Raw genomic sequence first — 14,116 nt, 5'->3', positions numbered from 1 at the left:
TTTTTGGTGGCTCATTTAGATTCTGTGGCTACATAAATCCATATACGTTATCATTTTTCTTCTTAAGTCAAGGACCAAATATTTACTTTAATTCAGTTATAAAGAAATTGGCTACCTGACGCAGCAAGTGGTTGCGAGTATTGGCACCATAGATACTGTGATTGCGGTTGGTATACAATAACTCGCGGAAGTCCTTATCGGCCTGAACAAGAGCCTCAGCATACTCGTATACGTTCTGCGGATGCACATTGTCATCGGCTGTGCCATGGCAAAGGAGCAACGCACCATGCAACTTGGCTACACGTTCTATAGGATTAGTGGCATAACCGTCAGGATTCTCCTTCGGAGTGCGCATATAGCGTTCGGTATATATAGTATCGTAGAACTTCCAGTTGGTAGGAGCGGCTATAGCCACACCGGCACGGAACACTGGACGGCCCTCACTCATACTCATAAGAGTGTTGAATCCTCCAAAGCTCCATCCCCAGATGCCAATGCGATCCTTGTCAACAAATGGCAGTGAGCCAAGATACAAGGCAGTCTCAACCTGGTCTTTCGACTCAAGATCGCCAATCTTCAAGTAAGTGCACTTCTCAAACTCGGCACCACGTCCGCCTGTACCACGTCCGTCAACACAAACAAGTATAAAGCCATGCTGAGCTAGATACGAGTCGAAGGCACCACCCTGCCCCATTGAACCTGCGCTCCAAGCGTTTGTAACCTGCTGGCTGCCTGGTCCGCTATATTGGTGCATAATGACAGGATACTTCTTTGAAGCGTCAAAGTTCTGTGGCTTCATCATCCATCCGTTAAGTGTAACACCCTCTGATGTTGTGAACGAGAAAGCCTCGCGCTTACAGAAACCATACTCGGCAATAGTCTTGCGTAGGTCGCTGTTGTCCTCAAGAGTCGACACTACCTTGCCGTCGCGAGTGCGTGTAGTAAATATATAAGGTGTATTGTAGTCGCTCCATGTATTGACAAAATACTGGTAATCGCCCGAGAAGACAGCCGTGTTCCATCCCTCCTTATCTGTTAGGCGAACAGTTTTACCATTCTTGTGCGACACATATATCTGTCTGTCTGTAGCTCCCAGAGCGGCAGCCTGATAATAAACATCACCCGTCTTAGCATCATAACCATATACAGCTGTAATGTCGAAGTTGCCACCGATAGTACGCTGAAGCTGACCGTTCATATTATATACATAAAGGTTCATATAGCCCGAACGATCGCTTGGCAAAAGAATATTGTTGCCAATAAAACGTATGTTCTCCATAGCCTCTTCCTTGACATACTTAGGCACCTCTTCCTTTATAATAAGTTGGGCTACCGTAGTGCGTGGATTGACAGAATAGAGACACAACTGGTCCTGATGACGATTCATTGTATAGATAATGATGCGTGTGGGATCATCGGTCATCTTGATGCGGGGCATATAACCATCTGCATCCATAGGCACCTGAAGGCGATTTATCTTGTGCGACTTTATGTCGTAGCTCCAAGCCGAAACCACACTGTTATCATGTCCTGCCTTAGGATACTTGTAAGAGTATTCACCAGGATAGTCGGCATACTCCTCATTCTCAGGAGCCAAACCTTTGTACATCTGCAGCGAGTAGGTCTTTACCTTCGACTCGTCGTAGCGCAACCAACACAACATAGTGCCGTCGGCATTGAAGGTAAGAGCCTTATTGAAGCCAAGTTCCTCCTCGTTAACCCAGTCGGGCAATCCGTTGATAACCTCGTTGAACTTGCCATCCTTTGTTACCTGAATTTCGGCATTGTCGTACAACAGTTTAACAAGGAATATGTTGTTGTCGCGAACGAAAGCCACCTGCTGTCCATCCTCCGACCATGTAGGAATCTGCTGCGGACCACCATCGCTCAGAGGGTCGAGACGGCGCGAAGCTATATTATAAATGTAGAATACAGCCTTGTAAGAGCGGCGGTATATGCGCTCTGTCTTGGTCTGTATAAGCATGCGCTTACCGTCAGGCGAAAACGAGTAACTGTCAAAACTGTCGATCTTCTTGCCAAGTGTGTTGTCGGCATCGAATAGCACGCCAACCTGCTTGCCAGTCTTGAACGAATAACTCACAATCTTTTTGCCCTCAATACGAGCATAGGTATCGGTTCCTGCAATAGGATTCATACCTTGCACCATTTTCGCTGAGAACTTAGAGCCGGTAATGTCGCGTACAGTGAGCTTGCCGCCAGCCGACATTGTTGTAGCAAACATAAGTAATGCTGTGAAAAAAACTAATAAGCGTTTCATTGTTATTATTTAATTAATTTGTTGTTCTGATTTCTCATATCATCCCTCGGCAGCCGACATCGTAACGTCAGTAAACTCTCTTAGGTATTCGATAATTCGATTATTGCTCGCCTCATCACGCTTCATCTTTAGCTGTATGTTGGCATCTATAAATTCGCCCTTTGATGTACGGCGATCGCGCAGCTCATACGACTGCACCTCTCCCCCATCATGCTTTATACGGTTAATGAAAATCCACACACTCTCCTTGGTAGGCGCCGAGAACGACAACTCCACAGTGGTTATACCGTGCTGTGGAATAAGAGCGTGCAACACCTCAAGTCCAAGCATCACCATGGCTGTAGCCACAGCTGCAGCAACATACATGCCTGTGCCACAAGCCAAACCTATGGCAGCCGTAACCCATAATCCGGCAGCTGTGGTAAGTCCACGCACCACATTCTTCTGGAAGATAATGGTGCCAGCTCCAAGGAATCCTATACCCGAGACCACCTGAGCCGCCACACGCGACGAGTCTTTAAGATCGATACCAAAACCATACTGTGACACGATGCAGAACAATGCACTGCCCAAAGCTACGAGGAAATGCGTGCGAAATCCAGCCTCCTTGGCTCTGTACTCACGCTCTATGCCTATAGCCCCTCCAAGAATGAGGGCAAGCGACAGACGAACTGTCAGTTCAAAATATGTTGCTTCCATAATATTATTATTAAAGTTGTAAATGTACGAAAAAAAAACAAATGCCACAATTATTTATATTAAAATTTTGCTGCATTTGCATTTATATGTATATTTTTTCGGCATAATATTTTGACGTTTTATCATTTTATATTACTTTTGCATGTCATAAAGACACAAAATTAATCTGAAAAGCACAGAAACAGATAGTTATTTTTTAAAGATTGTTGAATTTTAATGAGTTAGATTTATGTGTGGAATCGTTGGATACATTGGCGAAAAGCAAGCTTTTCCCATTCTTATCGAAGGTTTAAAAAAACTGGAGTATCGCGGCTACGATAGTGCCGGCGTGGCTTTAGTTAAAGATCAAGGCGAACTGAATGTATACAAGACAACTGGCAAAGTGGCCAACCTTGAAACCCTTGTCGATGGCAAGGATATAGAAGGTCATGTGGGTATAGCGCATACACGCTGGGCTACACACGGAGAGCCCTCAGTAAAAAACGCGCATCCCCATGTGTCAATGGACGGCAATATAGCCATAGTTCATAACGGCATTATCGAGAACTATCAGGTATTGAAGCAGCAACTAGTAGATCGTGGCTATATGTTTAACAGCACCACAGATACCGAGGTGCTGTGCCAGCTCATCGACTACTATTACAATAACAATGGCTCAAATCTTCTTAGTGCCGTTTGCTCAGCCCTTAACGACGTGATAGGTGCTTACGCCATTGTTGTGACAGAGAAGAAGAATCCGCATCATTTGGTAGCTGCACGCCAGTCTAGCCCACTTGTTGTAGGCGTAGGCAAGGACAAGAAAGAGTTTTTCATAGCAAGTGATGCCACACCTATAGTTGAGCATACCGACAAGGTGGTATATCTAGACGACGGACAGATAGCCGACATCAGCATCAACAACGGCTTACACATAGTTAATCATAGCAACAAGCAATGCCAGTTTGACATCAAGACAGTTGATATGGACATATCAAAACTGAGCAAAGGCGGATTCGACCACTTTATGCTTAAGGAAATATACGAACAGCCCAACTGCTTACGCGACGCTATGAGCGGTCGACTTATAGCCAACGCTGAGCATCCTGAGAACAATAGAATTGTGCTGTCAGCTTTACGCGACTATCGTGATCGACTTGTAAACGCACGCAACATCATAATCCTGGGATGCGGTACAAGCTGGCATGCCGGACTCATAGGCAAGCAACTCATCGAAAGCATGTGCCGCAAGAGAGTAAGTGTAGAGTATGCAAGCGAATTCAGATACAACAACCCTGTAGTAGACAAGGACGATGTAGTGATAGCTATATCACAAAGTGGCGAGACAGCAGACACTCTAGCCGCAATACAACTTGCCAAGCAGCACGGCGCCTTGATATTTGGTATTGTCAATGCAGTAGGCTCATCCATAGCTCGCGAAACTGATACTGGTATCTATCTGCACGTTGGCCCCGAGATTGGAGTAGCAAGTACCAAGGCGTTTACAGGTCAGGTTGCCATGCTCACACTATTTGCATTGGCATTGGGACACGAGACAGGCACACTTTCCGACAGCGAATACCACAAGATTATAGGCGAATTGGCACTTATTCCTACAAAGATGGAGAAAGAGCTTGAGGTAACGGAGAAAATAGCCAACCTTGCCAAAATGTTCACTTACGCACACAACTTCCTGTACCTTGGACGTGGCTTCAACTATCCTGTAGCTCTTGAGGGTGCTCTTAAACTTAAAGAGATAAGCTACATACATGCCGAGGGGTATCCAGCTGCCGAGATGAAACACGGCCCTATCGCTCTTGTCGACCAGGACATGCCTATCGTCTTTATTGCCACTCACCACAAGCTATACGAGAAGATTATATCGAATATGCAGGAGGTGAAGTCGCGCAAAGGCCGCATCTTGGCTATCGTGACAGAAGGCGATGAGCATGTTCGCGAGATTGCCGATAACGTTATCGAAATACCTAAAACCGAGAATTGCCTTGTACCGCTTCTCAGCGTTGTGCCGCTACAGATACTGGCCTACTACGTGGCAGTAGACAAAGGACTTAACGTAGATATGCCACGAAACTTGGCAAAGAGCGTTACTGTTGAATAAGTGGCAATAACTAAAAAAACACAAAAAGTTGGTTGTTTCGAGTTTTTAATGTAGCTTTGCAGTTATCCCCCAAAAAGTGACATTAAAAATCAATACAACTATGAAGAAAAATACATTAATGATACTATTGGCCTTGGCTTGTATGCTGATTTTTAGCACTACAGCCAAGGCTCAATACGACTTTCTTAGACCAGTAAAAGGTGAGATACCTGGCGGCTACGACTTTTGGGTATACACTCCAACCGACTATTATTACTCGCTTGAGTCAACACCCGTTGTAATGTTTCTGCATGGAGCAAGCCTATGTTCCAAGGATATGAATCGCTCACGCCGATATGGCCCGCTCGATGCAATTGTACGCGGACGTCAGATAGATGCACTTGTTATTGTGCCACAAAACCCAGGCGGAGCTTGGAATCCCGACAAACTTAATGACATCCTTGAATGGACCAAAAAGAACTATGCCATGGACTCTACACGTGTGTATGTGCTAGGAATGTCGCTTGGCGGTTATGGCACCATGGACTTTGCGGCAGCCTATCCTGACAAGATAGCGGCAGCAATGGCACTGTGCGGAGGATGCTCTGCCAAGGACAAAAGTGGACTGGGACGTCTGCCTCTATGGATAATACATGGAACAGGCGATAGGGCTGTATCGGTAAAGCAGTCGCAAGTTGTTGTAAAAGAATTACAAGATACCAACAACGACAAACGCTTACGTTTCGACTGGCTGCGTGGTGCATCCCACGGAGCCTTGGCTCGCATATTATACATGCGAAAAACATACGAATGGCTCTTCTCGCACTCAACCACCAACCCTGGACGACCAGTAAGACCAGACATTACAATAGACAACTCAGACCTGACAAAGGCGTATAAAGATATGAAGAGAGGGGTGCCAAGCCCAGAAATAATCTTCGAGAAGTCAATAAAAGACGATGACGAGTATTAGATAAAATTTATTTTTAGTACCTTTGCACTGAGTTATCTACTAATATTTTTATTTTTACAATGACAGACATCGAAATTGCTCGCAGCACCAAGCTCGAGGAAATTGAAACAGTAGCAACTAAGTATGGCATTCCGGCTAAGGAGCTAGAACATTACGGCCACTACATGGCAAAAGTCCCAACACGTCTTATAGATGAGGACAAAGTGAGGAAAAGCAACCTTATTCTCGTAACAGCAATCACCCCAACTAAAGCAGGAATAGGCAAGACAACCGTAACCATTGGTTTGGCACTCGGCTTGAACCGTATCGGAAAGAAAGCTATATGCGCACTACGCGAACCTTCTCTTGGTCCGGTATTCGGACTGAAGGGTGGCGCATGCGGAGGCGGCAGAACACAGGTGCTACCTATGGACAAGATAAACCTACACTTCACAGGCGACTTCCACGCCATAACTTCCGCACACAACACAATAACCGCACTTCTTGACAACTATATGTATCAGAATCGCGACAATGGATTCGCCTTGCGTGAAGTGTTATGGAACCGAGTGCTCGACGTTAACGACCGCGGTCTACGCGACATTGTAACTGGTATGGGAGGCAAAGCCAATGGCATCGTTCGCGAGTCTGGATTCGACATTACACCAGCTTCAGAGATTATGGCTATCCTATGTTTGTCAAAAGACGAGGACGATTTGCGTCGCCGCATAGAGAATATACTTCTTGGATATACCGTTGACGGCAAGCCATTCACCGTTAAAGACCTTGGCGTGGCAGGGGCAATAACTGTATTGTTGCGTGACGCTCTTTCGCCTAACTTAGTACAGACAACAGAGAATACAGCTGCCTTTGTACACGGAGGTCCGTTTGCCAACATTGCACACGGATGCAACTCAGTACTTGCTACAAAGATGGCCATGACCTACGGCGATTATGTTATAACAGAGGCTGGATTCGGTGCCGATTTGGGTGCAGAGAAGTTCTACGACATCAAGTGTCGTAAGAGTGGATTGCAGCCTAAGCTCACCATTATCGTGGCAACAGCACAGGGATTGAAGATGCATGGCGGTGTGGCTGTAGAGGATATCAAGAAGCCTAACCGCGAGGGACTGGTTAAGGGTCTTGCCAACCTCGACAAGCACATAAAGAATCTGCAGTCGTATGGTCAGACTGTACTAGTAGCATTCAACCGCTATGCTGGCGACGTATCAGAAGAGATACAAGCTGTTAAGGACTATTGTGCCGAAATAGGTGTTGGTTTTGCAGAAAACGACGCTTATGCAGAAGGCAGCGCAGGAGCTGTAGATCTTGCCAATCTCGTGGTAAACACCATAGAAAACAATCCTTCGAAGCCGTTGCAGTTTGTTTACGACGACGAGGACGCTACCGAGGAAAAGATAGAGAAGGTGGCAAAGAACATATACGGTGCTGCTTCTGTATCGTTTGCAGCCCCAGCAAAGAAGAAACTTCAGATGATTAAGGAGTTGGGCTACGACAAGTTTCCGATCTGCATAGCCAAGACACAGTATTCATTCTCTACCGACGCCAAGCAATACTGCGTGGCATCAGGATTCGATGTCAACGTGCGCGACATCGTTATCAACGCTGGTGCAGAGATGATTGTTGTAGTTGCCGGAAACATAATGCGTATGCCTGGATTGCCAAAGGTACCAGCAGCGATGCACATCGACATCGTGAACGGAGAGATAGAAGGACTCTCCTAAATACAAAAAACCAATAATAAATAATGTTTGGATACAGAATAAAAAAACAATATCGCACAAAGGTGAGGCTCTCATGCATGGGGTGCCTCACCTTTGTTGTACTTATAATAATGTGTATCTGTCGATGTACATGCGCGTCGTGCTCAAGCAAGGACAGTAAGGAGAACGACTCCATTAAGGAGGTTTCACACCGTGTGCATCTAAACGACACCCTTACCAATGCTATGTCGGCACAACCAGAGTTGCATCCTATGGACTCTATTATGCGCCGATACCTTAAAAGATGGGAGATTAATGGTGCACAGCTTGCCATAATGCGGCACGACTCGCTGATATATGCACGCGGATTTGGTTTTGCCGACAAGGACAAACAGATACCTATGGAACCATCCAACATACTGCGCATGGCATCTTGCTCAAAGCTGATAACGGCAGTGGGCATTATGAAGTTGCGCGATATGGGTAAGGTTAAGTTGTCTGACAAGGTGTTTGGACCGCAAGGCATTCTGAACGACACTTTCTACGTAAACTCTATCAGAGACAAACGCTACTTCGACATAACCGTTGAGCAATTGTTACGACACAAGGCAGGATTTACAAATTATGCCGGTGATGCAATATTCTCTACACGATACATAATGCAGCAGAATCATCTTACTACCCCACCCGACCACCGTACACTGCTGCGTATTGTTCTTAAAAGACACCTTGGCTACACACCTGGAACCGCACAACGCTACTGCAACATTGGCTACACACTGCTGTCGCTCATCATACAGAAGCGAACTGGCATGTCGTACGAACGATTTATGCAGAAGTTTGTACTAGAACCTGCTGGCTGTTACGACTTCCATATAGCTGGCAATTATCTTAAGGACCGCCGACATAACGAGTCGATATACTATATGCACTCAAGTTCGGAGCCTGCAGCTGAGTTTAACAACTCTGGTCGTATGGTGGTGAGATGCTACGGCGAGAACGACATCACAACGTCGCTTGGAGCTGGCGCATGGGTTGCTTCGGCTGCAGAGGTGTGCCGACTTGTAGCTGCCATAGATGGCGACCCTACTGTGCCAGACGTGCTTAGCCGACAGGCTGTGAGCATGATGACACAAGAAATGCCCAACCATCAGTTCTCATTGGGATGGAACTTCACACCTAAACGTGGTCCGTGGATTCGCACCGGCTCATTGGTTGGAACGGCTGCACTTATCCTTAAATATGCCGATGGCGAGTGCTGGGTATTCATTACAAACACAAGCACATGGAAAGGACACGAATTCTCTAAGGACACTATGGCGCTGTTTGAGAAGCTGCGCAAGAAGTTTGGCAGCAAAATGCCCAAGCGCAATATGTTTGTGAAATAAGAGGTAGGGCCTGATGCCTACCCCTTCTCCCTCATTTCCATAGGCGACATACCCGTATGCCGCTTGAAGAAACGACAGAAGAAAGACACATCAGAGAAATTAAACTCCCATGCTATCTGCTTTATACTAAACTCGCTATTGCGCAAGCGAAGACGCAACTGCAACACCGTGTAGTGGTCGATAATGCGCTTGGGTGTCTGCCCCGTTATCTGACGCACTATAACTGTGAGATACTTAGGAGTGATATTAAGTAGCGCGGCGTAATAGTTTACGTCGCGCGATTTTTTATAATCTCGTTCAACAAGCATCATAAACCTATTGAACAATTGTCGCACACGTGGCGAACAATTGTCTTGACGATGTACCGAAGGGGTTCGTTGCAAATACTCATGAAATCCGATGAAGAACGCCTTGAGCTGCAACAACACAAGCTGGGCAATGCAGACACAGCCCACCTGGTCGAAGTAGACGTGTAAAAGACGAAACATGGAGTTGATAATATCGGTAACAACGAGCGAATCCTGTCGGCAACGATCTTCCCGCAACTGCTCGTATACGGTTTGCTCAAGCTGCAAGCTCGCCTCACGCAACATAACAGCATCGTATTGAAGCATCTCTACCTCAAACTCGCAATGTTGCACTAAGCTTACAACGTCGCCTGGAAATAACGTCAACACAGCACCTTCGTACAGCTGCCACTCGTCAAAATTGACACGCACACATGCCTTGCCATGGCGACATATCATAATGGCACCAAAGTTTACAACCTGCGGGTCTAATACATACGATGCAAGGTCAGAAGTAAAGAGCCTTGGCTCTGTTGTTTTTGAAAAGTTTATATCTATTGGCATAATCGTCTGCAAATATCGCTATTTTATGTGAAATAAACGAACATATATTCCCTAATAGTCCATATACATGGAAAAATCTAAAACGCACAGATAACCGAAAAGTAATACCTTTGCACCCGAAAAAATAACAATTAAATATATTTCAGGTGACAAAGAACATTATTTTCCCTACCTTATTATTGCTTGCTGCCACACCAAATGTCTGCGCACAGACAGCAATGCCGATGACGCTAGAGCAACTGTTTGAACGTGTTGAGCAAGGCTCATGCACACTTGCCGCAGCCAAAACAAACGTCGATGCAGCTCAACACGGCATAGACGCAGCATTGTCACAACGCTTACCCGATTTGTCGGCAAATCTATCAGTAAGCTATATTGGCAATGCATTGCTAACCGACCGTGATTTCTCTAACGCTCACGGATTGCATTCCCCTCATTTAGGCAACTCGTTTGCACTCGAAGCACAGCAGGCGGTGTACACTGGAGGTGCGCTAAGCGCTGGCATAAAGCTTGCAGAATTAGGCAAAAAACAAGCCGAAACTGGCGTTGTACTTACACGTCAACAAGCACGCTTCTTAGCTCTCGGACAGTATCTCGACTTATATAAGGTGGACAACCGCATGCGCGTGTATCGTGAAAACATGAGTTTGACTCGACAACTGATAGCCGACATCAAGCAACGACAGCAGCAAGGTATGGCTCTAAAAAACGACATAACGCGTTACGAGCTACAGATGGAGCAACTTAGTCTTGGTCTTGAACAGCTGCAGAACACACGAAAGATACTGAACCATCAACTGTGCAACACACTTGCCTTGCCACAGCAAACAAACGTTCTGCCCGACACTACATTGGTATCGACATCTCTGCCACGCGACCCTGAGGCTGCATGGCAAAGCCGTTCGACCAATACATCGCCGCTGCTCGAACAGAGCCGACTGAACATTGGCATTGCACAACAGAAAGAACGCATAGCTAAGAGCGAGCTTCTGCCAAAGGTGGCAATAGTAGCTGCCAACAATTTTGACGGCCCGATAACCTTCGAGCTACCACCCATAGACAAGAATCTCAATATTTGGTACGTAGGCGTTGGCGTGAAATACAACATCGGAGCACTTTACAAAAAGAACAAACAGGTGCGACAAGCTGCTGCCCAAACACAGATAGCACAGCAACAATACAACGTGCAACGCGAAGCTATAGATAACCGCACTAACGCTGCATACATTAAATATATGCAGACATATACCGAGCTTGACACACAACGCAAGAGCGTGGAACTGGCAAGACAAAACTATAACGTGGTGAACGCACGCTACCTGGGACAGCTGGCACTGATAACCGATATGGTGGACGCATCAAACATAAGGCTCAACGCTGAGCTACAAGAGGTAGACGCAAGAATAAACATACTATACGCATACTATCAACTGAAGTATGCTGCCGGCGAAATTTAACAACAACGACATAAACAAACACATATAAACAGCAATGAACAAGAAACAGATAAAAAGAATTTACAACGTAGTAGTGGTGTGTATTGTAGCTGCATGCGCAGTTTGGGCGTTCAGCCATTTCTGGCATCCTATGGGTATGGAATATACAGACGATGCACAAGTGTGCCGCCACATTACTCCTATCAACACACGTGTACCCGGATTTATAAAGGAGATACGTTTCAACGACTTTCAGCATGTAAAGAAAGGCGATACACTCGTGATAATAGAAGATGCTGAATTCAGACTTGCCCTAGCACAGGCTGAGGCAGGACTAAAAGGACGTAAGTCGGGTTCATCGGCTGTATCGGCAAGCATGACCACAACAGCAAGCAACGTGTCGACAGCTTCGGCTGGCATAGAAGAGGCACGTGTGGATATGATAAATGCAAAAGCCGACTTCGACCGCTTTACTGTTTTGATAGCCAAAGATGCCGTAACACGCCAACAGTACGACAATGCTCACACGCGATATCTTGCAGCCAAAGCACGATACGAACAGGCAAAAGGCCGAAGAGAGTCGGCTGCTTCTGTAAAGAATGTGCAAAACCACGAACTAGACGGACAACATGCTGGTGAGAGTGTGGCAGAAGCACAAGTACACTTGGCACGACTCAACTTGTCGTATACAATAATAGTGGCTACTTGCGATGGTGTTATGAGTCGCAAGGACATACACGAGGGTCAGCTTGTGCAGCCCGGACAGATGCTTGCACGCATCGTGAGCGACAAAGAGGTATGGATAACAGCCAACTACCGCGAATCGCAAATGGATGGCATAAAGATAGGAAACAAGGTTGAGTTTACAACAGACGCATTGCCCGGTGCCAAGTTCAATGGCGTGGTTGAGTCGATATCGGCAGCTGCTGGCAGTGCCTACTCTATGATTCCGGTTGACAATGCCACTGGCAATTTTGTAAAGGTAGAACAGCGTGTGCCTGTACGTATAAAGATAACAACCAACAACGACCCCAAGTTGGTAACTATGTTGCGTGCCGGAGAGAACGCAGACGTTAACATAGAAAAATAGAAACAAACGTTAGGACAAACGTTGATATACGCTGAACCTAACAACAAAAAGACAACTCAAATGGCAGGACCTCCAACACTTCAGGGACCGTTTCGTGTTCCCTCATTCAATCCATATATACCACGACGCCTACAGCCGTGGATATACCTTGCATTTGCATTCATCTTTCTAATGTCGAGTGGCATATACGGTGGAGCCATGAGTCAGGTTATGGGCGAATACAGTCTTAAGCGCGAAGATGTGCTAATGATTGTGATGTGCAACGTGGTGGGTGTAAACATGCCCTTCCCTATGCTCTTCCGAATGAAGTTTCGCTTTACAAACAGACAATTGCTTATCAATGCAGCATTGATGATAGCCGTGTGCAACATTCTTATAATGTACACCCAGTCAGTGGTACTTATGTGCGTGCTTGCATATATTGCGGGATTCTTCAAGCTTTGTGGATGCTTTGAGTGCATGTCTACAATACAGTTGTGGATGACACCAAAGCGCGACTTCGCCATATTCTTCCCCTTGCTATACTGCTTGGTGCTCGGCAACATGTTCCTCTCGCCGTGGATTACCGAACACCTTATATATATATACCAAGACTGGCGCATCATTAACTGGCTTATGATTGGGCTGCTACTGACTGTTGCGCTGACGGTGATGATTACCACACACAACTTTCGCTTTATGAAGCCACTGCCCTTTGTTAGTATCGACTATTTGGGCTGTGTGCTGTGGTCGCTGGTAATGATTGAATTTATATGGTTTTTCAACTACGGCGAATACTACAACTGGCTCAATGCTCCCGAGATGCAGGCAGCAGCTATTATGTTTATATTGACACTATGCCTGTGCATCGGACGTATGCTCAACATACGCCATGCCTATATAGCCCCAGAGGCATGGAAGTATAAAAGGCTATGGCAGTTGCTTGTGCTCTTTGCCTTTGTAGAGTTTATGGGTTCTACACCTAAGGTTCTGCAGACTGCATTTACGAGCGGAGTATTACACTTTGGCACATTTACCACAAATGTCCTAAACTTTGTGGAATGGACAGCGGCACTGGCAGGATGTCTGTTCTGCTTGGTATGGATTAAGGTTTTTAAGCTTAAATACACGCAGTTACTGACAGTTGGCGTGGCATCACTCGCAGCCTATCCAGTGCTGATGTACTTGCTTATAATGCCTGGACTAAACATCGAAGCGTTGTATTTGCCAGTGTTTATGCGCTCGTTCGGCAATGCCATATTCTTTACAACACTTACCATATACCTTGAGGAAGCAATGCCATTTGCACATTTCTTTATGGGACTGACTATGGCAGGTATTATCCGAAACGGTCCGATAGCCACACTGTGCTCTGGACTTTACAGTTTTGCACTGCGTCATCAAATAGCCGACAACCTAGGACGAGGTCTGCCTTATGACATGACTGGCATTATGTCTATCAGCATAAGACAACTATATGGCTACACTTGCTTTGTGGCAATAGGCGTGTTGATTGTCTTCCTGCTATGGGATGTACAGCCTGTGCGCAGCACTCTAAAGAAAATGCCTACATGGAACTTTGTGGGACGTATGATGAAAAAGAAAGAAAAGAAGGTCGCCAACAGTTAATTGCTGTTGGCGTTCT

10 protein-coding genes are annotated in these 14,116 nt (G+C 45.9%); 7 read left to right on the top strand and 3 right to left on the bottom strand.

The window, feature by feature from the left end:
• Positions 1-82: 82 nt before the first annotated feature.
• Positions 83-2,278, bottom strand: coding sequence for a S9 family peptidase (locus C9991_RS07390; protein ID WP_106811946.1), 2,196 nt, complete (start codon positions 2,276-2,278; stop codon positions 83-85).
• 39 nt (positions 2,279-2,317) lie between these two features.
• Complete coding sequence (locus C9991_RS07385) at positions 2,318-2,977, bottom strand: MgtC/SapB family protein (RefSeq protein WP_106811945.1); 660 nt, start codon at positions 2,975-2,977, stop codon at positions 2,318-2,320.
• 229 nt (positions 2,978-3,206) lie between these two features.
• On the opposite strand from C9991_RS07385, the gene glmS reads away from it, so the two are divergent.
• The 4 genes from glmS to C9991_RS07365 all read left to right on the top strand — a co-directional run bounded on the left by glmS (position 3,207) and on the right by C9991_RS07365 (position 9,115).
• Positions 3,207-5,072: a glutamine--fructose-6-phosphate transaminase (isomerizing) gene (gene glmS, locus C9991_RS07380; protein WP_106811944.1), complete on the top strand. Its 1,866-nt coding sequence runs from the start codon at positions 3,207-3,209 to the stop codon at positions 5,070-5,072.
• A 100-nt stretch (positions 5,073-5,172) separates the two neighbouring features.
• Entirely contained in the window at positions 5,173-6,024 is an 852-nt protein-coding gene (locus tag C9991_RS07375; RefSeq protein WP_106812773.1) for a carboxylesterase family protein, read from the top strand.
• Between the two features lie 59 nt (positions 6,025-6,083).
• A complete protein-coding gene (locus C9991_RS07370) occupies positions 6,084-7,748 on the top strand; it encodes a formate--tetrahydrofolate ligase (protein WP_106811943.1) in 1,665 nt (554 codons plus the stop codon).
• 23 nt (positions 7,749-7,771) lie between these two features.
• Entirely contained in the window at positions 7,772-9,115 is a 1,344-nt protein-coding gene (locus C9991_RS07365) for a serine hydrolase domain-containing protein (RefSeq protein WP_232823276.1), read from the top strand.
• A gap of 17 nt (positions 9,116-9,132) precedes the next feature.
• On the opposite strand, the gene C9991_RS07360 is transcribed toward C9991_RS07365, so the two are convergent.
• Positions 9,133-9,966 (bottom strand): helix-turn-helix domain-containing protein, encoded by an 834-nt coding sequence (locus C9991_RS07360; protein ID WP_106811942.1) that lies wholly within the window; start codon positions 9,964-9,966, stop codon positions 9,133-9,135.
• Positions 9,967-10,112: 146 nt separating this feature from the next.
• Between C9991_RS07360 and C9991_RS07355 the strand changes: the two genes are divergently transcribed.
• Genes C9991_RS07355 through C9991_RS07345 form a run of 3 tightly spaced genes read left to right on the top strand, consistent with a single transcriptional unit; the run spans position 10,113 to position 14,100 of the window.
• On the top strand, positions 10,113-11,423 hold the full coding sequence (locus C9991_RS07355; protein ID WP_232823275.1) for a TolC family protein: 1,311 nt from the start codon (positions 10,113-10,115) through the stop codon (positions 11,421-11,423).
• A 34-nt stretch (positions 11,424-11,457) separates the two neighbouring features.
• Positions 11,458-12,492, top strand: a complete 1,035-nt coding sequence (locus C9991_RS07350) for an HlyD family secretion protein (RefSeq protein WP_106811941.1) — start codon at positions 11,458-11,460, stop codon at positions 12,490-12,492.
• Positions 12,493-12,552: 60 nt separating this feature from the next.
• Complete coding sequence (locus C9991_RS07345) at positions 12,553-14,100, top strand: hypothetical protein (RefSeq protein ID WP_106812770.1); 1,548 nt, start codon at positions 12,553-12,555, stop codon at positions 14,098-14,100.
• Positions 14,101-14,116: the final 16 nt, after the last annotated feature.

Source organism: Prevotella merdae (assembly GCF_900290275.1).
In the GTDB taxonomy this organism is placed as follows: domain Bacteria; phylum Bacteroidota; class Bacteroidia; order Bacteroidales; family Bacteroidaceae; genus Prevotella; species Prevotella merdae.
Note: the sequence above shows the minus strand (reverse complement) of the source record. Positions and strands in the feature narration are given on the sequence as shown.

Coding starts and splice junctions, on each gene's coding strand:
- C9991_RS07360 (WP_106811942.1), bottom strand. CDS start 9,966: ATGCCAATAGATATAAACTTTTCAAAAACAACAGAGCCAAGGCTCTTT.
- C9991_RS07345 (WP_106812770.1), top strand. CDS start 12,553: ATGGCAGGACCTCCAACACTTCAGGGACCGTTTCGTGTTCCCTCATTC.
- C9991_RS07365 (WP_232823276.1), top strand. CDS start 7,772: ATGTTTGGATACAGAATAAAAAAACAATATCGCACAAAGGTGAGGCTC.
- glmS (WP_106811944.1), top strand. CDS start 3,207: ATGTGTGGAATCGTTGGATACATTGGCGAAAAGCAAGCTTTTCCCATT.
- C9991_RS07385 (WP_106811945.1), bottom strand. CDS start 2,977: ATGGAAGCAACATATTTTGAACTGACAGTTCGTCTGTCGCTTGCCCTC.
- C9991_RS07375 (WP_106812773.1), top strand. CDS start 5,173: ATGAAGAAAAATACATTAATGATACTATTGGCCTTGGCTTGTATGCTG.
- C9991_RS07390 (WP_106811946.1), bottom strand. CDS start 2,278: ATGAAACGCTTATTAGTTTTTTTCACAGCATTACTTATGTTTGCTACA.
- C9991_RS07350 (WP_106811941.1), top strand. CDS start 11,458: ATGAACAAGAAACAGATAAAAAGAATTTACAACGTAGTAGTGGTGTGT.
- C9991_RS07370 (WP_106811943.1), top strand. CDS start 6,084: ATGACAGACATCGAAATTGCTCGCAGCACCAAGCTCGAGGAAATTGAA.